This window comes from Micrococcus sp. TCR-5, from assembly GCF_052220525.1.
In the GTDB taxonomy this organism is placed as follows: domain Bacteria; phylum Actinomycetota; class Actinomycetes; order Actinomycetales; family Micrococcaceae; genus Micrococcus; species Micrococcus luteus.
Genome location: NZ_JBQPDO010000001.1, coordinates 226693 through 249426, shown reverse-complemented (window position 1 = coordinate 249426; position 22734 = coordinate 226693). Strand labels below are relative to the sequence as shown.

Here is a 22734-nt window from a genome sequence, read left to right as displayed (position 1 = left end):
CGGCGCCAGCGTCACTGTATCAGCGCGGGTGGACGCCGAGCCGGTCGTAGAGCGCCCGATAGCGACCCGCGTTGGCCTCCCAGGTGCGCGTGTGCAGGGCCCATTCCCGGCCGGCCGCGCCGAGGCGCGCCCGCTCGGCCGGGTTCCCCGCGAGCCGGTCGAGGGCGGCGGCCAGCGCTGCGGGATCCTCCGCGGGGACGAGCAGGCCGGTCCGTTCGTCCTCGACGAGCTCGGCCAGGGCCGGCAGGCCCGAGGCGACGACGGGCCGACCGGTGGCCGAGGCCTCGACGGTCTTCATCGGCGTCACCGCGCGCGTGACGGGCAGGTCCCGGCGCGGGACCGCGAACACGTCCAGGGCGGCGTGGTGCAGGCGCGCATCCTCGCGGTCGACCCGCCCGGGGAAGGCGCACAGCTCCGCGATGCCGAGCTCCGCGGCCAGGGCCTGCAGCCCGGGACGGGCGACGCCGTCGCCGGCGATGTGCACGCGCAGCCCGGGACGGTGCGGGGCCAGCCGCGCGGCGGCGCGCAGCAGGGTGTCCAGGCCCTCGTAGTCCACGAGGCTCGAGACGGTGCCCACCACGAAGGCGTCGGTCGGCAGGTCCCAGCCCAGCCGGGCGCGTGCCTCGTCCCGCTCCACCGGCTCGGCGACGAAGGCCGGGCCCACGGCGTTGGGGCAGAGCACGACGGCGTCCTCGGCCACCCCGGCCGCGACCAGGCGGTCGCGCATGCCCGCCCCGAGCGTCACGACCCCGTCGGCGCGGCGGGCGGCCTCGGCTTCCCGCTCCTGGAAGAGCCGGTACCGTTCCGAGGCCAGGGCCTCGGGACCGCGCACCGCCGCCCACGTGTCCGCGAGCTGCCCGCGGACCTCGTACACCCACGGGATCCCGAAGGCCCGCGCCACGGCCTCGACCGCGAGCGCGTTCACGAAGTGCGTGGTCGTGTGCAGCAGGGCGGGGCGGTGTCGTCGCACGTGCGCGGCCAGCAGCTCGGCGTGCTGCTGGATGCGGGCGGCCTGGCCCTGGGCGAGCCGCGCCGGCAGCAGCCGGGCGTAGCCGATCCCGTCCACGACATCCCGCTGTGCCGCCCAGGGCACGCCGATCTGCACGGGGTAGCCCGGCCGCGTCACGGCGGCGGCATCGAAGCCCTCGTCCCGCAGGGAGGTGAGGATCGCGTGGCTGCGCTGGGCGTACCCCGAGCCGGTGTGGGGCAGGGAGTTGGTCAGCACGTGCAGCACCCGCCCCGGGACCGGGCGGTAGCCGGGCTCGGTCGGCACGGTCGGGGCGACGCCGCGGAACGCGTCCCGCTCGCCCGCCATGCGGCGGGCGAGATGACGGTTGCGGGGATGCCGCGCGGCGAGCGCGGCTGCGCCGCCCAGGTCTCCGCGGTGGGCCGCCAGGCGTGCGGCGGCGGCCGTCCACGCCGCGCCGCGATGCTCCTCCGGCACGCTGCCGAGCAGCGTCTCGGCGACGTCGGGCCGGCCCATGCCGAGGGCTGCGTCGGCCCGGTGGACCAGCCCGCGGACGTTCCCCGCCCTCGGACGGGACGCGCGGACGGGCCGGCCGGCCTCGTCCACGCCGAGGGCGGCCAGGGCCGCCGCGCGCTCGCCCCGCATCTCGTGGCCGAGCGCGGGCACGACACCGTTCCGGCCCAGGCGGGTGAGGATGTCGGCCGCCCCGCCCGCCAGCGCGGGCGGCAGCCGACGGGAGACCTGCAGGGCCAGCAGCACCGGATCGTCCGTCACGTGCTCGCGGACGGTCTGGGCGGTCAGGGCCAGGGACCGCAGCAGCGGGCGGCGGGATGACGCGGGGCGCTCGCGTGCGGTCATCGGTGCAGGCTCCTGTCGGCGGGGCGGGCGGGGCGCGGGCCGCGTCGGGTCAGAGGGACGGGTCGGTGCGCCACTGGCCGCGCGTGTCGATCACGCGCTTGTCGGCCACGCGGTCGCCGAGGTCGGCGAAGGCGGAGTGGTCCACCAGCAGCACCACGATGTCGGCGGCCTCGAGGGCCTCGTCGACCGCGACCAGGCGCACGTTGTCCTTGCCCTGCAGCGCGGCCGGCAGCTCCGTCACGTGCGGCTCGACGACGAGCACGTCGGACCCGGAGAACTGGCCCGCCAGCTCGGCCGCGATGTTCAGGGCCGGGGATTCGCGCAGGTCGTCGATGTTCGGCTTGAAGGCCAGCCCGAGGGCGGCGATGACGGGCGCCCGGCCGGTCTCCTGCTGGACGTCGAAGGCCGCGGCCTTGACCTGGTCGATGACCCACTGGGGCTTGCCATCGTTGATTTCCCGGGCCGTGCGGATCAGCCGGGCGGTCTGCGGGGCGGCGTCCACGATGAACCACGGGTCCACGGCGATGCAGTGGCCGCCCACGCCGGGGCCCGGCTGCAGGATGTTCACGCGGGGATGGTGGTTGGCGAGCTCGATGAGCTCCCACACGTCGATGCCCTGCTCGGCGCAGATCACGGACAGCTCGTTGGCGAAGGCGATGTTGACGTCGCGGAAGGAGTTCTCCACGAGCTTGGCCATCTCCGCGGTGCGGGTGTCCGTCAGCAGGATCTCGCCCTCGCAGAATGTGCGGTAGAGGTCGCGGGCCCGCTCGGCCGCGCGCTGGGTCGAGCCGCCGACGATCCTGTCGTTGGTCACGAGCTCGACCATGACGCGGCCCGGGAGCACCCGCTCGGGGCAGTGGGCGAAGTCCAGCTCGGACTCGCGCAGCTCAGGACGCTCGGCGAAGATCACCTCGGCCATGTGCTCGGTGGCGCCGGGGGGCGAGGTGGACTCGAGGATGACCAGCTCGTCGCCGGTCAGCTGCGGGGCCAGGCCGCGGGCGGCGGCCTCGATGTAGCCCAGGTCCGGGGAGTGTCCGTCCTTGAACGGGGTCGGCACGGCGACGATGTAGGCGTCCGCGGCCGGCGTCGTCTTCGAGGCGCTGAGCAGGCCCTTCTCGACGCCGCGCGTAACGAACCCGGCCAGGTCCGGCTCCACGAAGGGCACCGTGCCCGCATTCACGGCGTCCACCGTGCGGTCCGAGACGTCCACGCCGAGCACCCTCACGCCGTTCTCGGCGAGGATGGCGGCGGTGGGCAGGCCGATGTAGCCCAGGCCGATGACGGCGACGGTCTCGATCTTCTTCACGGGGTCTCCTCGATGGGGAATGGTTCACGGCGGCGGCCCCAGGCACCGGCGGGCGGGGGCGGACGCGTCCCACCCTACCGCCGTCGCCCGGCCTGCCTCAGTCCAGCCCCAGCGCCTCGCGCCACAGGCCGGCCACGACGCGCTCGTCGTACGCGCGCACCCGGTCCCGGGCCAGGGTCGAGAGCTCGTCCCACCGCGCGTCGTCGGCGACCGTCTCGAGCACCCGCCGCGCCGCGGCGTCCGTGTCGTCGAGCACGAACTCGTCGCCGAACACGCCCCTCGCGCCGGGCCGGTCCCAGACGAGCGGGACCGCGCCCGAGACCATGCCCTCGGCGGGCGCGAGGTGGAAGCTCTCGGTGGTGGACGGCGAGAGCACCCAGCCGATCTTCGTCAGCCACGAGCCCATGTCCGCCCCGAAGGGCTCGAAGGCGACGGCCTCGCGCAGCGGACCGGCGCCGAGGCGGGCGAACAGGTCGAGGTAGCCCTCGCGCTGGAGGGGCTTGCGCCACTCGTGCGGGTACTCCCACGGCATGCGGCCGCGCACGTGCAGGGTGAACCGCTCGTCATGGGTGCGCAGGATCTCCAACAGGTCCACGGCCCGGTCCAGGCGCTTGCGCAACGGCACCACGCCGACGAGGCCGAGCCGGAACCGGCGACCCGGCAGGCCGGGACGGTCCAGGTCCGCCACGGACACGGCGTTGGGGATCACCGAGACCCGCGCGGGCTCGATGGGCAGGTGCTCGCGCACGAGGTCCCGGTAGAGATCGGAGACGGTCACGAGGCGGTCCACGGCGTCGGTCTCGAGCGCGGAGAGCCAGCCGCCGCGCAGCTCGAACATGTGCAGGCGGACCACGAGCCGCTGGCCGGGCCGCTTGTGTCGAGCGTACCAGACGGCGTTGGGGCCCGCCCACTCGCACACCACGACGTCGGCCCACTCGACGAGGCGGCGTGAGGCGGCCTCGTCGTGGCGGTGCAGGCCCTGCCAGTGGTCGATGCGCAGCTCGACGCCCGGGTCGTCCCGCAGCAGGTCGACGAGCTCCCCCGCGAACTTCAGGTCGTGGCCGGCCAGGACCACGCGGGTGCGTGACCCGCCGCGGGCGGGCCGTCGGTCGAGCAGGCCGAGCCGGTCCATGAGGCCCGTCAGGGCGCGTGCGCGGGCGGCCATGCGGTAGGGAGCGGCGGCCTCGACGACGCGCCGCGAGAGGGCCGGCAGGTCGTGGCGGGCGGCCGCGATGCGGGCGGCCACGTCCCGGGCCGAGTCCCTCACCCCGTCCACGAACAGGGGGTAGTCGGCCCCCAGCAGCTCCTCGTGCGCCACGGTCCGGTTCAGGAGCGGCGGCACTCCGACCGCGCAGCTCTCGAGCACCTTCGTGGAGATCTCGAGCGAGAGGTCCAGGGCGGGGGCGCGCCAGCCCAGAGAGACGTCCGCGACCGCGGTGCGGGCCATGGACTCCTCGCGGGAGAGCGCTCCGGTCCACTCGAAGTCGGGCCGGTCGGCCTCGAGGCGGGAGCGCATCGCCGCGGCCCAGCCGGGCCGGTCCCGCTCGGGGTGCACCTTGTCCCCCACCATCGTGAGCGTGGCCGGGACGCCGGCATCGTGGAGGGCGGTCAGCACGTCCGGCATGAGGTCGGTGCGCCAGTCGTGGGCGAACTTGCCCGTGTACACGAGACGCACCGGGCCGTCGGCGGGCGCCTCGCCGCGTTCGGCCGGAGCGAGCCCGTCCGGCACCATCGGCGAGAGCAGCTCGGTGCGCCCGGCGGCGGCCGGGACCATCGCCTCGAGCACGGCGCGGGCCTGGGGCGTCTGGGCCAGCATCAGACGGCTCGCCGCGGCGATGCGGCCGAGCTCCTCGACGCGCCCGGCCGGGAAGCCGTCCTCCACGTAGCCGTACTCGGTCACGTAGGACCACAGCCGCCCCGGGAAGGCGCCGCGGTCGGCGAGCTCGAGGCAGGCGTGGATGCCGCGCACGAGCACCACGTCGTACCGGGACTCTTCGTCCCGGCGGGCCAGCACGTCCGCGGCGCGGGAGGGGGTCATTCCCCCCTGCCCGGCCGCCGGCTCAGCGGGGAGCACGCGCACCCCCGTCAGGGCGCGCAGCGGAGCGGTGAGCAGGTCCCGGCGTTCGACGGCCTTGAGCTGGACGTCCACGCTCGCACCCGTGCGGGCAAGGGTCTCCGCGAGGGAGGGCAGCCACGTGGCGGAGCCGTCGATGACGTTCAGGTCGACGTCGCCGTAGAGCAGGACGCGCACGCCGGCGGCATCGGTCAGGCGGTCGGGGTGGTGCGTGTTCATGCGCTCTCCTCCGGGCAGGCGGCGAGGACGTCGGCGATCCCCTGGGGTGCGTCGCCCGGGTCCTCGGTGAAGTGCAACGGCGTCCGGTCCGCGCCGGCCTCGACCACGATGACGTCCTCGGCGTGGAGCAGGGCGAGGGCCCCGAGCCGGTGCCGGTGACGGCCCCGGGAGAGCACCCAGACGGTGACCCCGCGCGCGGCGGCCGCGCTCACGGCACCCCGCAGCTCGAGGTAGAGGGCCGCGCCGGCGGAGTCGAGGGCCCCGGCCCACGGCCCGTCCACGCCGTCCACATCCACGACGACGGCCTCCACGCGTTCGGCCACCGCGCCCGCGGTGCCCGGCACGAGCGGCACGACACGGTGCCCGGCGGCCGCGAGGGCCGCGCGCACGTCCGGGGCGGCGACGACGCCGACGGCCCGCCCGCCCCGCTCGGCGCGGGACGTGTCGGCCAGGCCCAGGGCCCGCTCGAGTCGGGCCGCGGCCTCCGGATCGGCGCCGACGGCGGCCGCACCGCGGCCGGTGAGGGAGGCGCTGCCGGGGCGGACACGGGCCTGCCCGCCCGCCAGGCCCAGGGCGTCGGCCGGCCGGGCGTGCGCCGGACGGTCGCCCCAGCGGATGCCGAACACGCCGCGGACCTCCTCGGCCACCTGCGGCGGCAGCCTGCGCAGCAGCGCGCCGCCGGTGCGGCGCACCCGACGGCGCTGTTCGGGCGGCAGCAGGCGAGCGCCCGCGCGCGCGACCCGACGGATGGACTTCCCAGCTGGCATCAGAACCGTTCCTCGGTGTCCCGGTGGAGTGCACCCGGCCGGGTGCGGCGGCGTCAACCCTAGCAAGGGGTCGACGTCGGGCTCAGCGACCGGCGACGCGGCGCAGCACTCGCTCGTAGCGGCGGGCCACGGCCGGCAGGTCGGCGTGGCGGCGCACCCAGTCGCGTCCGCCCGCGCCGACGTCGGTGCGGTGCGGGTCGTCCGCGAGCGCCGTCAGGTGCTGCACCAGGTCGTCCACGTCCGGGCCGATGACCTCGGCGCCGCCGGCCGCCTCGAGGGTGCGGGCGGCCTCCCCCGTCACCAGGCCCGTGACGTGCCGGCCGACGGCGAGCACCTCGTAGGTCTTGGAGGGCACGGTGTGCCGGAAGCTCGGCCAGTCGGGACGCAGGGCCACCACCAGCGTGTCCGCCCACGCGTACTGCTGGGCCACGGCCGACCCGTGGACGGGTCCGAGGATCTCGGCCGGCGAGCCGAACTCGGCGTTGCGGGCCTCCAGCGCCGGACGCCGGGTCCCCTCCCCGACCAGCCGGACGCGCACCCCCGGCCGGGTGCGACGCAGCGTCGCCGCGGCGTCGATGAGCCGCTCGAGCCCCTGGCTCTCGCCCATGTTGCCCAGGTACAGCACGTGGAGCTCACCGGCGGCCCGCTCCCGCCGCGGCGCCACCGCCAGGCGGGCCAGGTCCACACCGTTGCCCAGGGTGCGGACCACCCGCACCCCCCGCCCGCGCAGCGTCTCCGCGAAGCCGTCCGTGACGGTCACCACGAGTCGGGCCGCGCGCTGGCCGCCAGTCACGACACGCTCCATCGCGGCGCCCAGCAGGCCCTGGTGGACCCCGGCCTCGTGGGCGAGATCCGGCCAGGCGTCGCGCATCTCCAGCACGAGCGGACGGCGCCAGAGGCGGGAGAGCACGACGCCGGGCACCACCACGGGCAGGGCGGGCACGGTGGCCACCACCACGTCCGGGCGTCGGGTGGCCATCCCGCGCGGGATGGCGAGCAGCGCGTGCACCACCGCCTCGGCGAAGCGACCGTTGCGACCGGCCTCCCCCAGGGGCAGGCGAGGCGTGGGCAGGACGCGTTCGCCGTCGGGCCCGGCGAAAGGGCGCACACCCCCGGGCGCGACGACGTCGACGTCCCAGCCCGCCGACCGCAGCGCCGCCACGACCGCGCCCCAGCGACGCGCGGGCGGGGTGCGCTCGGGCCGGTAGGAGTGGGAGACCAGCAGGAGGCGGGGGCGGCGCGGCTCAGTCGTCACAGGGGTCCTCCCCGAGGGCGGGTGCGGGCGTGGTGCCGGTCAGCAGGGTCAGCACGGGGGCGGGCCCGCCGGCGGCCTGGGCCTTCTTCTCCTTCGTGGGCTCGTGCTCGTCGACATAGCGCTGGACGTCGTCATCGGCGAGGGCGGAGCGCAGGTCCGCCAGCTTGTCCTCGTCGAGCTCGACGATGGCGTCGCCGTTCGGCCCCTCCGCGAAGCCCTTGCGAGGCACCGTGAACATCTCGACGTCCTCGCCGCGGACGTCGCGCAGCTGCCAGGCGAGCGAGGCGATCACGCCGGACGTGAGCCCCTCGTCCACACCGAGGTGGTCGGAGAACGTGGCGACGACCTCGGTGGTGCGGGCGGGATTGCCCAGGATCTGCGGGCTGAGGAAGCGGTCCATCGCCCCGGCCAGGTAGCGCTGCTGGTTCTTCACGCGGGTGACGTCGCCGTCGTCGAAGGCGTGCCGTTCGCGCACGTAGCGCAGGGCGGCGGTGTCCTGCAGCAGGATGTGCCCGCGCGGGTAGTACGAGGGGTTGGCCTGACCGGAGGAGAAGGCCTGCGGGTTGCAGACCTCGACGCCGCCCAGCGCGTTCGTCACGCCCCGGAAGCCCTGGAAGTCGACCTCCAGGACGTGGTGGATCGGCACTCCCAGCAGCAGCTCCACCGTGTCCACGGCGAGCGCGTAGCCGCCCGTGTCGAAGGCCGAGTTGATCTTCGCCTCACCGTGGCCGGGCACGGTGACCCACGAATCCCGCAGCACGGACATGACGTAGACCTGGCGTCGGTCCGCGGGGATGTGCACGAGCATCATGGTGTCCGAGCGCTGGCCCATGTCCTGCTCGCCCTCGCCCTCGCGGGAGTCGGAGCCCAGGACGAGCACGTTCAGCGGGCCGTCCCCGGCCGCCTGCTCGAGCGCCCCCACGTCCACCGTCTGCCGGTGGTCGTCGAAGGTGCGCCCGAGCGAGCCCGCGTACCAGGCGCCCAGGCCGAGCAGCGCCGCGAGCAGGACGGCGAGCAGGCCGACGACCCACGGCCAGCGCCGGCGGCGCCGCGCGACCGGCGGGGCGTCGTCGCGCGGGGGCTCGGGGCGCGGCAGGGGCTCGGGCGTCCAGGACGCGGCCGGGGGATGGCTCACTCGGGTCTCCTGCTCGAGGTCGGGGGTCAGCCCAGTCTACGGACGCCCCGTCAGGCGTCGGCCGCCGCGGCCCGGCGACGGCGCGGCCTGGGCTGGCAGCGCGGGCACAGGTGGCTCGCACGGTTCATGAACGGCTCGCGCACGATGCGGGAGTCGACCCCCTCGGCGGCGCAGCGGCGACACGGCTGCCCGGTGCGCCCGTAGGCCGCCAGGGAGCGGGCGAAGTAGCCCGATCGCCCGTCCACGTTGACGTAGAGCGCGTCGAAGCTCGTGCCCCCCACCTCCAGGGCCCGGCGCATCACGTCCTGGACGGCCGCCAGGAGGCGCAGCGTGTCCGCCCGGCGCATGCGCTCGGTCGGGCGCTCGGGGTGCAGGCGGGCGCCCCAGAGGGCCTCGTCCGCGTAGATGTTGCCGATCCCGGAGACCAGCGACTGGTCCAGCAACGCGCGCTTGAGGGTGGAGCGGCGCCGTGCCAGGCGCGCGTGCACGGCCGCGGGGTCGAACAGCGGGTGCAGCGGGTCCAGGGCGATGTGGGCGGCCGTGGTGGGGATCCGCTCGCCCCCGGCGGCGTCGTCGGGCCGCAGCGCGTCGAGCCACCAGCCGCCGAAGATCCGCTGGTCCACGAACCGCAGCTCGCGGGCGGAGCCGTCCGCCGCGGTGACGGGCAGGCGCAGGCGCAGGTGACGCTGGTCGGCGGCCCCCGGTTCGTCCACGAGGATCTGCCCGCTCATCCCCAGGTGCACGACGACGGCGTCGTCGCCCTCGGCCAGGGGCAGCCAGAGGAACTTGCCGCGGCGAGCCGGCTCGGCCAGCCGGGCGCCGCGCAGCCGCTCCCGGAGGGCGTCCGCACCGCCGGGGCTGCGACGCAGCGAGCGGGGGTCGAGGACCTCGAGCTCCGCGGCGACGGCGTCCGTGGCCCACCGGGCCAGGCCGCGCCGGACGACCTCGGCCTCGGGCAGCTCCGGCACGGGCTCAGCGCCCCGCGGCCGGCAGATCCGCCTCGAGGGCGGGCCACGAGGCGGCCGCGGCGTCCCGCTCGGCCTGCTTCTTGGAGCTGGCGACGGCGGAGCCGTACTCGCGCTCGCCGACGACGAGCGTGGCCCGGTAGCGGGGGTCGTGCGCGGGGCCCTGCCCCTCGATCGCGTAGCGGACGGCGCCGAGACCATGGCGGCTGGCGGCCTCGGCCACGACCGTCTTCCAGTCGGTGCTCTCGCGCAGCAGGTCCGGCTCGTCCAGCAGCGGCACCACGTGGCGGTGCACGAGTGCGGCCGCGGCCACGGCCCCGTGGTCCACGTAGACGGCGCCGATGAGCGCCTCGAGGGTGTCGGCGAGGATCGAGTCCTTGTCCGCCCCGCCGGTGCGGCGCTCCCCCGTGCCCAGGCGCACGAACGGGCCGATGCCGATCCGGCGCGCCACCTTCGCCAGGGCACGCGTGGACACGACGGCGGCCCGGCGGCGGGCGAGGTCGCCCTCGGCCAGGTCCGGGTACACCGTGAAGATGTGGTCGGTGACCACGTAGCCCAGCACCGAGTCCCCGAGGAACTCGAGGCGCTCGTTGGTGGGCAGCCCGCCCTGCTCATAGGCGAACGAGCGGTGCGTCAGAGCACGTTCGAGCGTCCCGGCGGTGATGTGCACGCCGAGACGCTCGAACAGCTCTTCTGGCTCGGGCGCGGGCTCAGGCCCGCGGCGAGCCGTTGGGGACGCCATCTCAGGCGTCGGCGACCTTGCGGCCCTTGTACTCGAAGAACAGGGGGGTGCCGGCGGCGTCGGTCTTCAGCTCGGCCTGATGGGGCAGGCGGTACGAGACGCGACCGTTCTCGACGGACTTCACCAGGGTGGGCGCGGTGGCCTTCCACTGCGACCGGCGGGCACGGGTGTTGGCACGGGACATCTTCCGCTTCGGGACTGCCACGACTATCTCTCTTCTGTCTCGGTGATGGAGGTCTCTGAGGTGCCCGCGAGGTGGGCCAGGGCGGCCCAGCGCGGGTCCACGCGCTCGTGGGCGTGCCCCTCGGGCGCGTCCTCGAGGCGGATGCCGCAGTCGGCGCACAGGCCCTCGCAGTCCGGCCGGCACAGCGGCTGGAACGGAAGGGCGATGACCACGGCGTCCCGGAACACGGGTTCCAGGTCCACGGTCTCGCGCACCACGAGCGGCTGCTCGCCGGCGTCGTCCTCGGACGTGCCGGTGAGGTACAGCTCCTGCAGGTCCACGGTGATCCCCTCGTGCAGCGGGCGCAGGCAACGGCCGCACTCGCCCTTCAGGGTCGCGTCCGCGGTGCCGGTGACGAGGACGCCCTCGTGCACCGACTCCAGACGCAGGTCCAGTTCGACGGGGTCCCCCTCGGGGATCCCCAGCAGCGGCGTGGAGACGCCCGCGGGGGCGGGCCACTCGGCCGTCAGCTCGCGCTGGACTCCGGCCCCGCGCGTCAGATCGCGCACGGGGATCACCCACGGCGAGTCGGCGCCGTGGTGCTGGATGCTGTCCATGGTCGCTCCTCTCGGCGGGTGGGACGGCGGGGGTACACGGCCCGTCCGCACGCCCTCTGCGGGGATGCGATGCGGCCTGGACACGGGTCCAGCCACGACGGACCGACAGCCCATCCTACCGGGTGGGTCCGCCTCGGCCAAAGCCGGCGGCGGCCCGCGCCTCGCCGGCCCGGCTCAGAGCCCGGCGGTGAACTCCTGGAGCCAGGCGCGCAGGTCGGCCCCGAGGTCCTCGTGCCGCGTCCCGAACTCGATGACCGCCTGCAGGTAGCCGAGCTTGTCCCCCGTGTCGTAGCGGCGGCCGTCGAAGACGACGGCGTGCACGCCGCGGCCCTCGCCGTCCTCCGTGGCCAGCCTCTGCAGCGCATCGGTGAGCTGGATCTCCCCGCCGCGGCCGGGCGGGGTCTCGTCCAGCACGTCGAACACCTGCGGGGCCAGCACGTAGCGGCCGATGATCGCGAGGGTGGAGGGGGCGTCCTCGCGGGCCGGCTTCTCCACGAGGTCGGTGACGCGGACGACGTCGTCGCCCTCCCCCGGCACGGCCTGCACCGCGGCCACGCCGTAGGCCGAGACGGCCTCCTCCGGGACCTCCATGAGGGCGATCACGGAGCCGCCGAGGCGCTGCTGCACGTCGATCATGCGCTCGAGCAGCGCCTCGCCGTCGCCGATGATGTCATCGCCCAGCAGGACCGCGAACGGCTCCTCGCCGACGTGGCGGCGTGCGCAGTTCACGGCGTGGCCGAGCCCGAGGGCCTCGCCCTGACGGACGTAGTGGATGTCCCCCACCAGGTCCGACTCGTGGATCTGCGCGAGCCGCTTGGTGTCGCCCTTGTGCTCCAACGCGGCCTCCAGCGCGGGATGGCGGTCGAAGTGGTCCTCGAGGGCCCGCTTGTTCCGGCCCGTGATCATCAGCACGTCGGCGAGGCCCGCACGCCGGGCCTCCGTCACCACATACTCGATGGCCGGCCGGTCCACCACCGGCAGCATCTCCTTCGGCATGGCCTTGGTGGCCGGCAGGAAGCGGGTGCCCAGGCCGGCGGCCGGGATGACGGCCTTGCGGGTGCGGGGGCGGGAGGGGGGCGGGACGGTCATCGGCGGTTCTCCTGCGGTTGATGCGGTGGGACGAGCGGAAGGGTGGCCCGCGGGTGGGCCGGGCGGGGTCAGGCCCCGCCGTCGAGGCCGCGCAGGACCGCGGCCGGGACGAACTCGGCGACGTCGCCGCCGAATCCGTGGACCTCCTTGATGAGCGAGGAGGACACGTGGGTGTACCGGGCGTCGGCCGGGAGGTAGACCGTTTCGACCCCGGTGAGGTGGCGGTTCATCGCGGCCATCGGGGCCTCGAACTCGAGGTCGGCACCGCCGCGCAGTCCCTTGACGATCGCGTCCGCACCGATCTGCCGGCAGAACTCGGCCAGCAGGCCCGGGCCCATGGGCCGGACCGCGACGCCGGCGAGGGACGACACCGTCGCCTCGATCATGGCGATGCGCTCGTCCACGCTGAAGCGGTACGTCTTGGCCGGGTTGGAGGACACGGCGACCACCACCTCCTCGAAGAGGTTCGCGGCTCGCGCGATCACCTCGACGTGCCCCTTGTGGAGGGGATCGAACGAACCAGGGCAGACGGCACGACGCATGGGTGCCAGCCTAGCGGGGGCCGCGCCGGGCGGCGACGGACGCCCGTCCGGTCCGGCCCCGGCGCGTCGCGGTCCTGCCGGGCGCGGCGTGCGCCGCCGTGTGCGGTCCGCGGCGATGGGTACAGTGCGGCCATGGACGGAACCCAGCCCACCCCCGGGGCAGCACCGCACGACGTCGACGTGGACGCGCCGTGGCGTCGCACGGCGGCGGCCGCGGGCCTGCTCGGTGACGCCGGCCCCGTGCCCACCGTGTTCGAGACGATGACGGGCCTCGCCGTCGAGCACGGGGCCGTGAACCTCGGCCAGGGCTTCCCCGACGCCGACGGCCCCGACGCGCTGCGGCGGCTGGCGGCCGACGCCGTGCTGGCGGGCCCCAACCAGTACGCCCCCGGCACGGGCGACCCCGCGCTGCGGCGGGCCGTTGCAGAGCACCGCCGGCGCCACTGGGGCGTGACGGAGGACCCCGCCACGCAGGTCATGATCACCACGGGTGCCACCGAGGGCATCGCCGCGACGGTCCTGGCGTTCGTGCGCCCGGGCGACGAGGTCGTCACGGTCGAGCCGTTCTACGACTCGCACGCCGCCACGATCGCCCTGGCCGGCGCCCGGCACGTGGGCGTGCCGGTGGAGGCGCCGGACTTCCTTCCGGATCCGGCGCGGGTGGCGGACGCGATCACCGACCGCACGCGCCTGCTCATCGTGAACACGCCGCACAACCCCACGGGTGCGGTCTATCCGCGGGAGCTGCTCGAGGAGCTCGTGGCCCTGTGCCGGTCCCGGGGCGTGCTGATCCTCTCGGACGAGGTCTACGACCACCTCGTCTACGAGGGCGAGCACGTCAGCCTGCGCTCGGTCGCGGGCGCCGAGGACATCGCCCTGACGGTCTCCAGCGCGGGCAAGGCGTTCGCGGTCACCGGGTGGAAGGTCGGCTGGCTGACCGGCCCGGCCGAGCTCGTCGGGGCCGCGCGCGCCGTCAAGCAGTTCCTCACCTACTCCTCCGGCCCCGCCTTCCAGCGCGCGCTGGGTGCCTACCTGCCCACCGACGACGCCGAACGGCACCTCGCCGGCCAGCGCGAGCGGTACCGCGACGCCCGGGATCGGCTCGTGGCGGGCCTGCGGGAGGCGGGCCTGGACCCGGTCGTCCCGGCGGCGGGCTACTTCGTCGTCGTGGACCTCGCCCCGTGGGGTGTGACGGACGCGGCCGAGGCCGCGGTGCGGTGGACGCGTGAGGCCGGCGTCACGGGCATCCCCGTGGGCGCGCTCTGCCGCCCGGACGGAGGCCACCTGCGGTCGTGGCTGCGGCTGGCGTTCTGCAAGTCCCCGGATGCGATCGACGAGGCGATGCGCCGCCTGGCCGAGGCGGCCCCGCGGCTGCGCGCGGCCTGACCCCCGACGCTTTCGTTGACGAAACGGCGGCCCCCGGAGCACTTTCGTTCGGGAAACGGCGGCCCCCGGAGCATTTTCGTTCGGGAAACGGCGGCCGCCGTGCTCGCGGTTCCGTGCTGAGCCCAGTCCGTTCCGCCCTCCCGTCTCCCCGGTGAGAACGGGCCGAGACGCCGCCGTTTCCCGAACGAAAGCAGGCCGAGACGCCGCCGTTTCCCGAACGAAAGCGGGTGGGTGGGGTCAGCGCTCGTCCTGCCAGAGGTACAGGGCGGTCTCGCCGTAGACGCGCACCTCGACCTCCTCGAGGCCGCGCGGCCGGCGCGGCGCCGCGTCCCGGGCCGCCCGCTCGAGCACGAGCAGCCCGCCCGGGGCGAGCCGCTCGGCCGCCGCCTCCACCACGGCCTCGAGCGGCGGGCCGGCCACCGGGTACGGCGGGTCGGCCAGGATCAGGTCCACGGGCGCGGCCTCCGCCGCGAGCGCCTGCTCCACGCTCCCGGCGCGCACGCGCACGACGTCGGCCCCGCGCGCCCGGTTGACCAGCGCGGCGTTCGCGCGGCACGCGGCCACGGCCCTCCGGTCCCGCTCGACCAGCAGCACCGATGCCGCTCCGCGGCTGGCGGCCTCGCACCCCAGGGCGCCGGAGCCGGCGTAGAGGTCGAGCACGGCCGTCCCGTCCAGCCAGTCGCGGGCCTCGAGCCAGGAGAACAGGGCCTCCTTGGTGCGGTCCGTGGTGGGGCGCGTGCCGGTGCCGGGGACGGCGGTCAGGGGCCGCCCGGCGGCCGCGCCGGCGATGATGCGGGACATGGCTCAGCCCTTCTCGAGGTAGTCGGCGGCGGTGAGGTGCTCGGCCTCCCAGCGGGCCACCTCGGCGGCGAGCGCCGGGTGGGCGGAGAGCCCCGGGCCGGCCACCATGACCTGCGCGACGGCGTCGGCGGCCACGGCGATCAGCGGGGCGTCGGCGATGACGTCCACGTGGTGCAGCCCCGAGGCCAGCCCGGACTGGGCGGCGCCGAGCACGTCGCCGACACCGCGCTGGGCGAGGTCCTCCTGCGCGATGCGCATGCCGTCCTGCTCCTGCGCCAGGACCTCGAGCCGGCGCAGCGACGGGTGCCCGTCCGGCAGGCGCGTGGCCAGCAGGCAGACCGCCGCCCCGGGCCCGCGGCCCACGCGGCCGCGCAGCTGGTGCAGGGTGGACAGGCCGAAGTCGTCGGCGTCGAGGATCGCCATGACCGTCGCGTTGGGCACGTCCACGCCCACCTCCACGACGGTGGTCGCCACGAGCACGTCCGTCTCCCCGCGCGCGAAGGCCTGCATCGCCGCGTCCTGCTCGGCCTGGTCCATGCGCCCGTGCACGGCGTCGATCCGCAGCCCCGCCAGCGCCGGGAGACCCCGCAGCCGGGGTGTCATCTCCTCCACGTTGGCGTGGCCCGGGTCGGCGTCGTCGGGGTCGATGCGCGGGCACACCACGAACGCCTGGTGGCCGGCCGCCACGTGCTCGGCGATCAGCTCCCACACCCGGCCGATCACGCGCGGACCGTGGGCCATCCGCGCCACGTGCGTGGTGACCGGCTGACGCCCGGACGGCAGCCCCTCGAGCACCGACAGGTCCAGGTCCCCGAACACCGTCATCGCCACGGAGCGCGGGATAGGCGTGGCGGACATGACGAGCAGGTGCGTGCCGGGATTGGCCCGCCGCAGGGCCTCGCGCTGGTCCACGCCGAAGCGGTGCTGCTCGTCGACGACGGCCAGGGCCAGCTCGGCGAAGCCCACCTTCTCGGAGAGCAGCGCGTGCGTCCCGACGGCGATCCCGGCCTCGCCGGAGGCCAGGGCCAGCAGCGCCTCGCGGCGCGCGGCGGTCTTGAGCGAGCCGGTGACCAGCGCGACCCTCGTGGCCGGGCCGTCGCCGGCCCCGAGGGTGCCGGCCTCGGCGAGCGGGCCCATCAGGCGCAGCAGGGCACGGTGGTGCTGCGCGGCGAGCACCTCGGTGGGCGCCACCAGGGCGGCCTGGCCGCCGGCGTCCACGACCTGCAGCATCGCCCGCAGGGCCACGAGCGTCTTGCCCGCGCCCACGTCCCCCTGCAGCAGCCGGCTCATCGGGGCGTCCCGGGCCAGCTCGGCGGACAGCTGCTCCCCCACCGCCACCTGGCCGGGCGTGAGCGCGAACGGCAGGCGGGCGTCGAGGGCCTCGAGCAGGCCCCCAGGCCGCGGCGGGCGGGGCACGGCGGGCACCGCCCGCTCCCGGTCCCGGCGCCAGGCGAGCGCGGCCTGGACGAGCAGTGCCTCACGCAGGGCGAGCGCGGTCCGGGCCGGGCCGGTGGCGGCGACGTCGTGCGGGGCGTGCAGGTCCCGGTACGCCTGCGCGGTGCCCGGCAGCGGCGCGTCCAGGTCGAGCGCCGCGGCGGCCTCCGCGCGGATCCGCTCGGTGAGCAGCTCGGGGATCCGTCCCAGGTCGACGGTCTCGAGCACCCGGGCGACGGCGGAGCGGACCGTCCACGACGGCAGCTTCCCCGTGGCCCGGTAGAGCGGGACCGGTCGCACGTCCACCTCCCCCGGGGCGACGTCGTCGTCCAGGAGGGCGAAGTCCGGGTTGTTCAGCGTGATCCGGCCGCGGTACTCGGTCGTGCGGCCCTGGAACATGGCGGTCATCCCGGGGGCGAGGCGGCGGCGGGCGTCGTGGCCGTTGAAGAAGGCCATGGACAGGCTCGCCCCCGGCACGCCGGCCACGGACGGGTCCGCGACGGTGACGTCCACGATGAACCCGGGCCGGCTGTGCATGCGCCGCGTGGTCACCGACTCCACGACGGCGACGACGGTCACCTCGGCGTCGTAGGGCAGCGCGGCGATGGGGGTGAGCTCGCCGCGCTCGATCCAGCGGCGCGGCACGTGGTCCAGCAGGCCCCCGACCGTGGTCAGCCCGAGCTCCTTCTCGAGGCGGGCGGGCAGCTTCCCGCCCAGCACCTCGGACAGGGGCAGGTCGGTGACGGGGGCCTCAGCGGCCATGGCACCCGTCCGGTGCGGCGTCGCCGCCGTGCGACGGCTCGGCCAGGTCGGTGACGGCCAGGCCCTCGACGTCGCCGGCGGCCCGCAGGGGGCCGATCGCGTCCTCGGCGCGGGGCACGTGCACGTGGACCCGCCACGGCACCCGGCCCTGCGCGTCACGGGCGGTCCCGACGGGGGCGAGGATCACGGCGTCCCCCACGTCGGTCAGCCGTCGGCGCAGCTCGGCCGCGGCGAGCGGGGTCAGGGCCAGGGTGCCCATCACCTCGACGGCCCCCTCGGTCGGCGCCTCCGCCGCGGCGGCAGGCTCGGCCTCCGCGGCGTGGGCGCCCTCGACGTAGCCGTGGAGCGCGGTGGCCAACTCCTCGTCCACGGGCGTGCCCGTGACGACGGCGCGCAGCGCCTCGAACACCCAGAGCAGCCCGACGGCGCCGGCGTCCACGACGTGCGCCCGGGTCAGCGGGGCGAGCAACGACTCGGTCTCCTCCACGGCCTGCACGCAGTCGGCCAGCATGAGGGCCACGGCCGGACCGAGCCGCACGGCCGGGTCCGCGTCCCCGGCCACCGCGGGCGTGTCGGGGGCCTGGGTGGACGAACGCGCGAGGCTGCGGGCGGCCGCGGAGAGCACCGTGAGGATCGTCCCCTCGCGCGGATCCGACAGGGCCTGCCGGGCGGCCCGGTCGGCGGCCCCGAACGCCGCCGCCAGGGCGAACGCGTCGACGCGCTCCCGGCCGCGCAGGGGCTCGGCCATCCCCGCCAGGCTGACCGCCAGCAGCATGCCCGAGTTGCCCCGGGCCGAGTCCAGCGCGGCCGCGCCCGCGTGCGCGAGCACGGCGCCGACGTCGTCCTGTGCGGGGCAGGCGTCGGCCGCGGTGCGGGCCGCCGTCAGCGTGGCGAGCATGTTCGTGCCCGTGTCCGCGTCCGGGACCGGGAAGAGGTTCAGGGCGTCGAGTCGCGGCGCGGCCCGGCCCACGAGCTCCTCCGCGAGCGCGAGCCAGTGCCGTACCAGTGACGGCCGGGACGGCGTGCTCACTGCGCGACGGCCTCCCCCAGGGTGCCGGTGCGGATGCCCTCGCCCAGGCGGGCGATCGCCGCCCAGTCCGGCCACACGACGTCCTCGCCGGTGTCCGTGTACCCCACGCCCACGGACGGCACCGTGCTGGTCACGATCGGAGCGTCGCGCGCATCGCGCAGGGACCACGCCAGGTTCGCGAGGGTGCTCGAGTCGAGCTCGTCGTCGAGGGTCAGGAAGGGGGCGAACTCCTCGACGGCGGCCTGCACGCGGCTCGGGTCCGAGAGGGTGTCGCGGGAGAGGAACGCGGCCACGATGGCCTTGACCAGGCGCTGCTGGTTCTCCACGCGGTCGAAGTCGCTGCGCGGCAGGTTGTACCGCTCCCGCGCGTAGGCCAGGGCCTTGTCCCCGTCCATCTGCACGGTGCCCGCGGGGAAGTCGATGCCGCCGGTGGAGACGAAGGCGCTGGGGTTGTCCACGCTGACGCCGCCCAGGGCGTCCACGAGGCCCTTGAAGCCGGCGAGGTCCACGGCGATCACGTGGTCCACGCGTGCCTGGAACATGTTCTCCGCGGTGGCCACCGTCAGCGGGATGCCGCCGTACTGGTAGGCGGCGTTGACCTTGTGGTCCCCGTGTCCCGGGATCGGCACCCACATGTCGCGCATGATGGACATGACCTGGATCTCGCTGCGGTCCCCGGGCACGTGGACCCACATGAGGGTGTCCGACCGGCCGGCGGAGTCACGGCCCTCCGCGCCCGCGTCCTCGCCGACGAGCAGCACGTCGAGGGCCTGCTCGTCCGCCTTCTCGTCCGCGTCCGGGGCGACGGGGCCCTGGGCGCCCTCGGCGGCCTGGTCCGCGTCCATGCCGGGCGGCGGCGCGGTGGGCTGCTGGGCGGACGCCCCCGCGGCGCCCGGGCGGCCCGACTCGGCGGGGAACGCGCCGCCGTCGAAGCGCTGGGTGTCCTGGTCGATGATCCGGGCGATCCCGCCGACGTACACCGCCGCCGCGATGCCCACGGCCAGCAGCGCCACGAGCACCACCGCCAGGGCGATCAGCCACGGGCGGCGACGACGACGGCGCCGCCCGACGGCGACGTCCTCCTGCGGGGGGCGGGGGCGGGGGTCCGCGGTGCTGCTCACGTGGGCTCCTGAGGCGGGGACGGGAACGGTCCCGCCCATGCTAGGGCACGGGCCCCCGCGGGTCCCGGCGCCGCACGTATCCTGGGCGGATGGAATCCCGCCGTCTGCGTCGTCTCGTGCCCCTCCTGACCGCGATCGCCCTCGGCGCCACGGCCTGCACCGGACGGGTGGCCACGGTGGAGGCCGCGCCCCACGCCGCTGACCCGGCGTGTGCCCCGGCCATGGTGGCCATGCCCGACGCCCTGGGCGACCTCGACCTGCGCCCCACCGACAGCCAGGCGACGGCCGTGTGGGGTGACCCGGCCGCCGTCGTCCTGCGCTGCGGCGCCGAGGTCCCCGGCCCCACCACGGACCGCTGCATCTCCGTGGACGGGATCGACTGGGTCATCCGGGACGAGGACGAGAACTGGCGGATCACCACCTACGGCCGTGACCCGGCCGTAGAGGTGCTGTTCGGCAAGGACCAGGCCAGCTCGGACACCGTGATGGTGGGCCTGTCCTCGGCGGTCGCGCAGATCGAGTCCAGCGGCGGCTGCGTCAGCGTGCAGGACGCCACACCCGTCGGCTGAGACCGGCGCGGGCCGCGTCAGTGCAGGCCGACGCCCCGCTCGAGGGCGAGGTCCAGCAGCTCCGAGATCAGATCGTCGTAGGACAGGCCCGTCCGCTCCCACATGGCCGGGTACATGCTGATGGGAGTGAAGCCCGGCATGGTGTTGATCTCGTTGACCACCCAGCGCCCATCCGGGGTGAAGAAGAAGTCGCAGCGACCCAGGCCGGATCCGTCCACGGCCTCGAAGGCGCGGATCGCCAGGGCGCGCAGCCGCTCGATCTCCTCCTCCGGCAGCTCGGCCGGGCAGGACAGCTGGGTGGTGCCGGTGTCCTGGTACTTCGACTCGAAGTCGTAGAACTGCGTCTCACCCTCGTCGTGGGCCACGACGATCTCCCCCGGCAGCGAGGCGCGCGGGGCGGCGGAGCCGTGCCCGTCGAGGACGGCGCACTCGATCTCGCGGCCGACGATGCCCGCCTCCACCACGACCTTGGGGTCGAAGCGACGGGCCTCCTCGACGGCGGCGCGCAGACCCGCGGGCTCGGTGACGCGGGTGATGCCGAAGGACGAGCCGGCGCGGGCGGGCTTGACGAACAGCGGGTAGGCGAGCGCCCCGGCGCGGGCGAGGGCCGCCTCCGGATCGCGCGCCCAGTCGCGGGCGGTGATGGTCTCCCACGGGCCGACCTCGAGGCCGGCGGCCTGGAAGGCGACCTTCATGAAGTGCTTGTCCATGCCGACCGCGGAGGCGAGCACGCCGCAGCCGACGTAGGGCAGACCCAGCGACTCGAACATGCCCTGGAGGGTGCCGTCCTCACCCCAGGGGCCGTGCAGCAGCGGGAACACGACGTCCACGGGGCCCAGCGAGGAGCCGTCGGCCGCGGTCAGCTCGACGGTGCCGTCCGGCAGGGCGCGCAGGCTCACCGGGGCCTCGGGCTCCGGCACCTCCGGCAGGACGTCGCCGTCCAGGCGGAACGAGGCCACGTCCAGCTCGTCGTGCGACCACAGGCCGGAGCGGGCCACACCCACCGGCACGACGTCCCAGCGCTGACGGTCGGCCGCGTGCAGCACGCCCGCCGCGGTCACGCAGCTGATGGGGTGCTCGCTCGAGCGGCCGCCGAAGAGCAGGAGCACGCGGGGACGCGCGCCGGCGGCGGCCTTCGGGGCGGGGGTGGCGGTCATGCGGTGCGTCCTTCCGACTTCAGGTCACGGGCGAGCAGCAGCTCGGCGAGGCGGTCCACGGCCACGTCCCCGGCGACCACCCGGTCCATCAGCTCGCTGATGGGCATCTCCACACCGTGGGCGCGGGCGGCGTGCACGATGGCGGAGACGGACTTGATGCCCTCGGCCGTCTGGCTCATGGCGGCCACCGCCTCCTCCGCGCTGAGGCCGGTGCCGATGTGGCGGCCGGCCGTGCGGTTGCGGGAGAGGGGCGAGGCGCACGTGGCGACGAGGTCGCCCAGGCCGGCGAGCCCGGCCATGGTGGCCGGGTCGCCGCCGAGCGCGACGGCCAGCCGGGTGGTCTCGGCCAGGCCCCGGGTGATGACGGAGGCCTTGGAGTTGTCCCCCAGCCCCTGCCCGTCGCAGATGCCCACGGCGAGCGCGATGACGTTCTTCACCACGCCGCCGATCTCCACGCCCACGACGTCCGTGTTCGTGTAGGGCCGGAAGGTCCGGCCGGCCGTGAGGGCGGCGATGCGCTCCGCCGTCGCGCGCGAGGCCGAGGCGACCACCGTGGCGGTGGGCTCGCCGCGCGCGATCTCAAGGGCGAGGTTGGGTCCGGAGACCACCGCGAACCGGTCCGGGCTGAGGCCCAGCTCCGCCGCGCAGACCTGCGACATCCGCGCGTCGGTGCCGCGCTCGAGGCCCTTGACGAGGGAGACCACGACGGCGTCCGGGGCCAGGTCGGCGCGCACGGTGCGCAGCGTCTCGCGCACATGCTGCGCGGGCACGGCCACCACCACGACGCCGGCGCCCCGGACCGCCTCGGCGGCGTCGGTGACGGCGCGCACGCAGGTGGGCAGCGTGATGCCGGGCAGGTACTCGGGGTTCTCGTGTCGCTCGGTGATGGCCTCGGCGACCTCGGCCCGCCGGGACCACATCACGATCTCGGACGCGCGGGCGGACTCGGGACTGGTGCTCAGGCCCAGGACGCGGGCGAAGGCCGACCCCCAGCTGCCGGCCCCGAGGACGGCGACGGTGCGCGGATCGCTCATGCCCCGGTCACCCGCCGCCCCGTCGTGGGGTCCCAGCGGCCCTCCGGGGCCGGTTCTCCGCGCAGCTCGGCGACCAGGTCGGTGATCGCGGCCATCATGCGGCCGGTGCCCTCGCGCAGGGTCGCCGCCGTCACGGGGCGGTCCCGCAGGTCCGCGAGGTCGACGGGCGCGCCGACCCGGATCCGGGCGGTCTTGCGCGGGAGGACGCGGAGGGAGCGGCCGCCGTACGGCAGCAGTTCCTGGATGCCCCACTGACCGACGGGGATGAGCGGGGCGCCGGTCTGCAGGGCGAGGCGCACGGCCCCGTTGCGCCCGGCCATGGGCCAGCCGTCGGGATCGCGGGTGACGGTGCCCTCCGGGTAGACGATGATCGCCCGGCCCGTGGCGACGGCCTCGCGGGCGGCGGCGAGCGAGCGGCCGCCGTCGCGGGTGCGCTCGACCGGGATCATGCGGGTGGCCTCGAGGACCTGCTTGAGCACGGGCACCTTCCAGAGCTCGGCCTTGGCGAGGAAGGTCGGCAGCAGGCCCTGGTTGTAGACCATGTGGGCCACGGAGAGCGGGTCCACCTCCGAGATGTGGTTGACGGCGAGGATCGCGCCGGTCTCGGGCAGGTGCTCGGTCCCCTCCCACACCTGGCGGACGAGGGCCCGCATCGCCGGTCGCACGATCACCCCCGGGATCACGTAGGGGGCCCGCGCGGTACGCGTCGGACGACCCCCCGCGGCGGCAGGGCTCTGCGCG

The 22734-nt window shown here is 75.6% G+C and carries 21 protein-coding genes; 2 read left to right on the top strand and 19 right to left on the bottom strand.

Features of this window, described 5'->3' with window-relative positions; translation table 11 throughout:
- Nucleotides 1–19: 19 nt before the first annotated feature.
- The 12 genes from ACTSKS_RS01160 to coaD form a co-directional block, all read right to left on the bottom strand.
- The gene (locus ACTSKS_RS01160) at nucleotides 20–1825 is read right to left on the bottom strand and encodes a glycosyltransferase family 4 protein (protein WP_442927212.1); all 1806 of its coding nucleotides are present in this window, start codon (nucleotides 1823–1825) and stop codon (nucleotides 20–22) included.
- A 49-nt stretch (nucleotides 1826–1874) separates the two neighbouring features.
- The gene (gene wecC, locus ACTSKS_RS01155; RefSeq protein ID WP_144819472.1) at nucleotides 1875–3131 is read right to left on the bottom strand and encodes a UDP-N-acetyl-D-mannosamine dehydrogenase; all 1257 of its coding nucleotides are present in this window, start codon (nucleotides 3129–3131) and stop codon (nucleotides 1875–1877) included.
- Nucleotides 3132–3228: 97 nt separating this feature from the next.
- Nucleotides 3229–5424, bottom strand: coding sequence for a glycosyltransferase (locus ACTSKS_RS01150; protein WP_144819471.1), 2196 nt, complete (start codon nucleotides 5422–5424; stop codon nucleotides 3229–3231).
- Nucleotides 5421–6191 carry a hypothetical protein gene (locus ACTSKS_RS01145; RefSeq protein ID WP_442927211.1) on the bottom strand — a complete coding sequence of 257 codons (771 nt, stop codon included), beginning with the start codon at nucleotides 6189–6191 and terminating at the stop codon, nucleotides 5421–5423. Before ACTSKS_RS01145 ends, ACTSKS_RS01150 begins: the two co-directional genes overlap by 4 nt.
- 82 nt (nucleotides 6192–6273) lie before the next feature.
- On the bottom strand, nucleotides 6274–7446 hold the full coding sequence (locus ACTSKS_RS01140) for a glycosyltransferase family 4 protein (protein ID WP_144819469.1): 1173 nt from the start codon (nucleotides 7444–7446) through the stop codon (nucleotides 6274–6276).
- The gene (locus ACTSKS_RS01135; RefSeq protein WP_144819468.1) at nucleotides 7436–8581 is read right to left on the bottom strand and encodes an LCP family protein; all 1146 of its coding nucleotides are present in this window, start codon (nucleotides 8579–8581) and stop codon (nucleotides 7436–7438) included. The genes ACTSKS_RS01140 and ACTSKS_RS01135 overlap by 11 nt, the downstream gene beginning before the upstream one ends.
- Before the next feature lie 50 nt (nucleotides 8582–8631).
- Complete coding sequence (mutM, locus tag ACTSKS_RS01130; protein ID WP_010078946.1) at nucleotides 8632–9549, bottom strand: bifunctional DNA-formamidopyrimidine glycosylase/DNA-(apurinic or apyrimidinic site) lyase; 918 nt, start codon at nucleotides 9547–9549, stop codon at nucleotides 8632–8634.
- Nucleotides 9550–9553: 4 nt separating this feature from the next.
- Nucleotides 9554–10216, bottom strand: a complete 663-nt coding sequence (gene rnc, locus ACTSKS_RS01125) for a ribonuclease III (protein ID WP_012750822.1) — start codon at nucleotides 10214–10216, stop codon at nucleotides 9554–9556.
- 73 nt (nucleotides 10217–10289) lie between these two features.
- Nucleotides 10290–10493, bottom strand: a complete 204-nt coding sequence (gene rpmF / locus ACTSKS_RS01120) for a 50S ribosomal protein L32 (RefSeq protein WP_017489305.1) — start codon at nucleotides 10491–10493, stop codon at nucleotides 10290–10292.
- 2 nt (nucleotides 10494–10495) lie between these two features.
- Nucleotides 10496–11068, bottom strand: coding sequence for a YceD family protein (locus ACTSKS_RS01115; RefSeq protein WP_002856392.1), 573 nt, complete (start codon nucleotides 11066–11068; stop codon nucleotides 10496–10498).
- A 174-nt stretch (nucleotides 11069–11242) separates the two neighbouring features.
- On the bottom strand, nucleotides 11243–12157 hold the full coding sequence (gene galU / locus ACTSKS_RS01110) for a UTP--glucose-1-phosphate uridylyltransferase GalU (RefSeq protein ID WP_041103167.1): 915 nt from the start codon (nucleotides 12155–12157) through the stop codon (nucleotides 11243–11245).
- A 68-nt stretch (nucleotides 12158–12225) separates the two neighbouring features.
- On the bottom strand, nucleotides 12226–12699 hold the full coding sequence (coaD, locus tag ACTSKS_RS01105; RefSeq protein WP_036334714.1) for a pantetheine-phosphate adenylyltransferase: 474 nt from the start codon (nucleotides 12697–12699) through the stop codon (nucleotides 12226–12228).
- Nucleotides 12700–12831: 132 nt separating this feature from the next.
- Here coaD and ACTSKS_RS01100 point away from each other — a divergent pair, with 132 nt between their 5' ends.
- The gene (locus ACTSKS_RS01100; RefSeq protein ID WP_002856397.1) at nucleotides 12832–14085 is read left to right on the top strand and encodes an aminotransferase class I/II-fold pyridoxal phosphate-dependent enzyme; all 1254 of its coding nucleotides are present in this window, start codon (nucleotides 12832–12834) and stop codon (nucleotides 14083–14085) included.
- A gap of 237 nt (nucleotides 14086–14322) precedes the next feature.
- On the opposite strand, the gene rsmD is transcribed toward ACTSKS_RS01100, so the two are convergent.
- From rsmD to ACTSKS_RS01080, 4 genes are read right to left on the bottom strand one after another with little or no spacing between them, the layout of a single operon-like run.
- Nucleotides 14323–14886: a 16S rRNA (guanine(966)-N(2))-methyltransferase RsmD gene (rsmD, locus tag ACTSKS_RS01095; protein WP_041103170.1), complete on the bottom strand. Its 564-nt coding sequence runs from the start codon at nucleotides 14884–14886 to the stop codon at nucleotides 14323–14325.
- Nucleotides 14887–14889: 3 nt separating this feature from the next.
- The gene (locus ACTSKS_RS01090; protein WP_185194691.1) at nucleotides 14890–17082 is read right to left on the bottom strand and encodes an ATP-dependent DNA helicase RecG; all 2193 of its coding nucleotides are present in this window, start codon (nucleotides 17080–17082) and stop codon (nucleotides 14890–14892) included.
- Nucleotides 17072–18112, bottom strand: coding sequence for a DAK2 domain-containing protein (locus ACTSKS_RS01085; RefSeq protein WP_144826026.1), 1041 nt, complete (start codon nucleotides 18110–18112; stop codon nucleotides 17072–17074). The genes ACTSKS_RS01090 and ACTSKS_RS01085 overlap by 11 nt, the downstream gene beginning before the upstream one ends.
- Nucleotides 18109–19233, bottom strand: coding sequence for an LCP family protein (locus ACTSKS_RS01080; RefSeq protein ID WP_095347298.1), 1125 nt, complete (start codon nucleotides 19231–19233; stop codon nucleotides 18109–18111). Before ACTSKS_RS01080 ends, ACTSKS_RS01085 begins: the two co-directional genes overlap by 4 nt.
- Before the next feature lie 89 nt (nucleotides 19234–19322).
- On the opposite strand from ACTSKS_RS01080, the gene ACTSKS_RS01075 reads away from it, so the two are divergent.
- Nucleotides 19323–19802 (top strand): DUF3515 family protein, encoded by a 480-nt coding sequence (locus ACTSKS_RS01075; protein WP_036312910.1) that lies wholly within the window; start codon nucleotides 19323–19325, stop codon nucleotides 19800–19802.
- A gap of 17 nt (nucleotides 19803–19819) precedes the next feature.
- On the opposite strand, the gene ACTSKS_RS01070 is transcribed toward ACTSKS_RS01075, so the two are convergent.
- The 3 genes from ACTSKS_RS01070 to ACTSKS_RS01060 are packed head-to-tail and all read right to left on the bottom strand — an operon-like array spanning nucleotide 19820 to nucleotide 22664.
- Nucleotides 19820–20959 carry a D-alanine--D-alanine ligase family protein gene (locus ACTSKS_RS01070; RefSeq protein ID WP_185194690.1) on the bottom strand — a complete coding sequence of 380 codons (1140 nt, stop codon included), beginning with the start codon at nucleotides 20957–20959 and terminating at the stop codon, nucleotides 19820–19822.
- Nucleotides 20956–21993 (bottom strand): NAD(P)H-dependent glycerol-3-phosphate dehydrogenase, encoded by a 1038-nt coding sequence (locus tag ACTSKS_RS01065; RefSeq protein ID WP_163720886.1) that lies wholly within the window; start codon nucleotides 21991–21993, stop codon nucleotides 20956–20958. Before ACTSKS_RS01065 ends, ACTSKS_RS01070 begins: the two co-directional genes overlap by 4 nt.
- On the bottom strand, nucleotides 21990–22664 hold the full coding sequence (locus tag ACTSKS_RS01060; protein WP_010078961.1) for a lysophospholipid acyltransferase family protein: 675 nt from the start codon (nucleotides 22662–22664) through the stop codon (nucleotides 21990–21992). The genes ACTSKS_RS01065 and ACTSKS_RS01060 overlap by 4 nt, the downstream gene beginning before the upstream one ends.
- Nucleotides 22665–22734 lie beyond the last annotated feature (70 nt).

Bases quoted from the DNA above. Each gene is read 5' to 3' on its own strand.
- ACTSKS_RS01160 (WP_442927212.1), bottom strand. From the start codon at position 1,825: ATGACCGCACGCGAGCGCCCCGCGTCATCCCGCCGCCCGCTGCTGCGG.
- ACTSKS_RS01150 (WP_144819471.1), bottom strand. From the start codon at position 5,424: ATGAACACGCACCACCCCGACCGCCTGACCGATGCCGCCGGCGTGCGC.
- ACTSKS_RS01145 (WP_442927211.1), bottom strand. From the start codon at position 6,191: ATGCCAGCTGGGAAGTCCATCCGTCGGGTCGCGCGCGCGGGCGCTCGC.
- ACTSKS_RS01115 (WP_002856392.1), bottom strand. From the start codon at position 11,068: ATGGACAGCATCCAGCACCACGGCGCCGACTCGCCGTGGGTGATCCCC.
- galU (WP_041103167.1), bottom strand. From the start codon at position 12,157: ATGACCGTCCCGCCCCCCTCCCGCCCCCGCACCCGCAAGGCCGTCATC.
- coaD (WP_036334714.1), bottom strand. From the start codon at position 12,699: ATGCGTCGTGCCGTCTGCCCTGGTTCGTTCGATCCCCTCCACAAGGGG.
- ACTSKS_RS01100 (WP_002856397.1), top strand. From the start codon at position 12,832: ATGGACGGAACCCAGCCCACCCCCGGGGCAGCACCGCACGACGTCGAC.
- rsmD (WP_041103170.1), bottom strand. From the start codon at position 14,886: ATGTCCCGCATCATCGCCGGCGCGGCCGCCGGGCGGCCCCTGACCGCC.
- ACTSKS_RS01090 (WP_185194691.1), bottom strand. From the start codon at position 17,082: ATGGCCGCTGAGGCCCCCGTCACCGACCTGCCCCTGTCCGAGGTGCTG.
- ACTSKS_RS01075 (WP_036312910.1), top strand. From the start codon at position 19,323: ATGGAATCCCGCCGTCTGCGTCGTCTCGTGCCCCTCCTGACCGCGATC.
- ACTSKS_RS01070 (WP_185194690.1), bottom strand. From the start codon at position 20,959: ATGACCGCCACCCCCGCCCCGAAGGCCGCCGCCGGCGCGCGTCCCCGC.
- ACTSKS_RS01065 (WP_163720886.1), bottom strand. From the start codon at position 21,993: ATGAGCGATCCGCGCACCGTCGCCGTCCTCGGGGCCGGCAGCTGGGGG.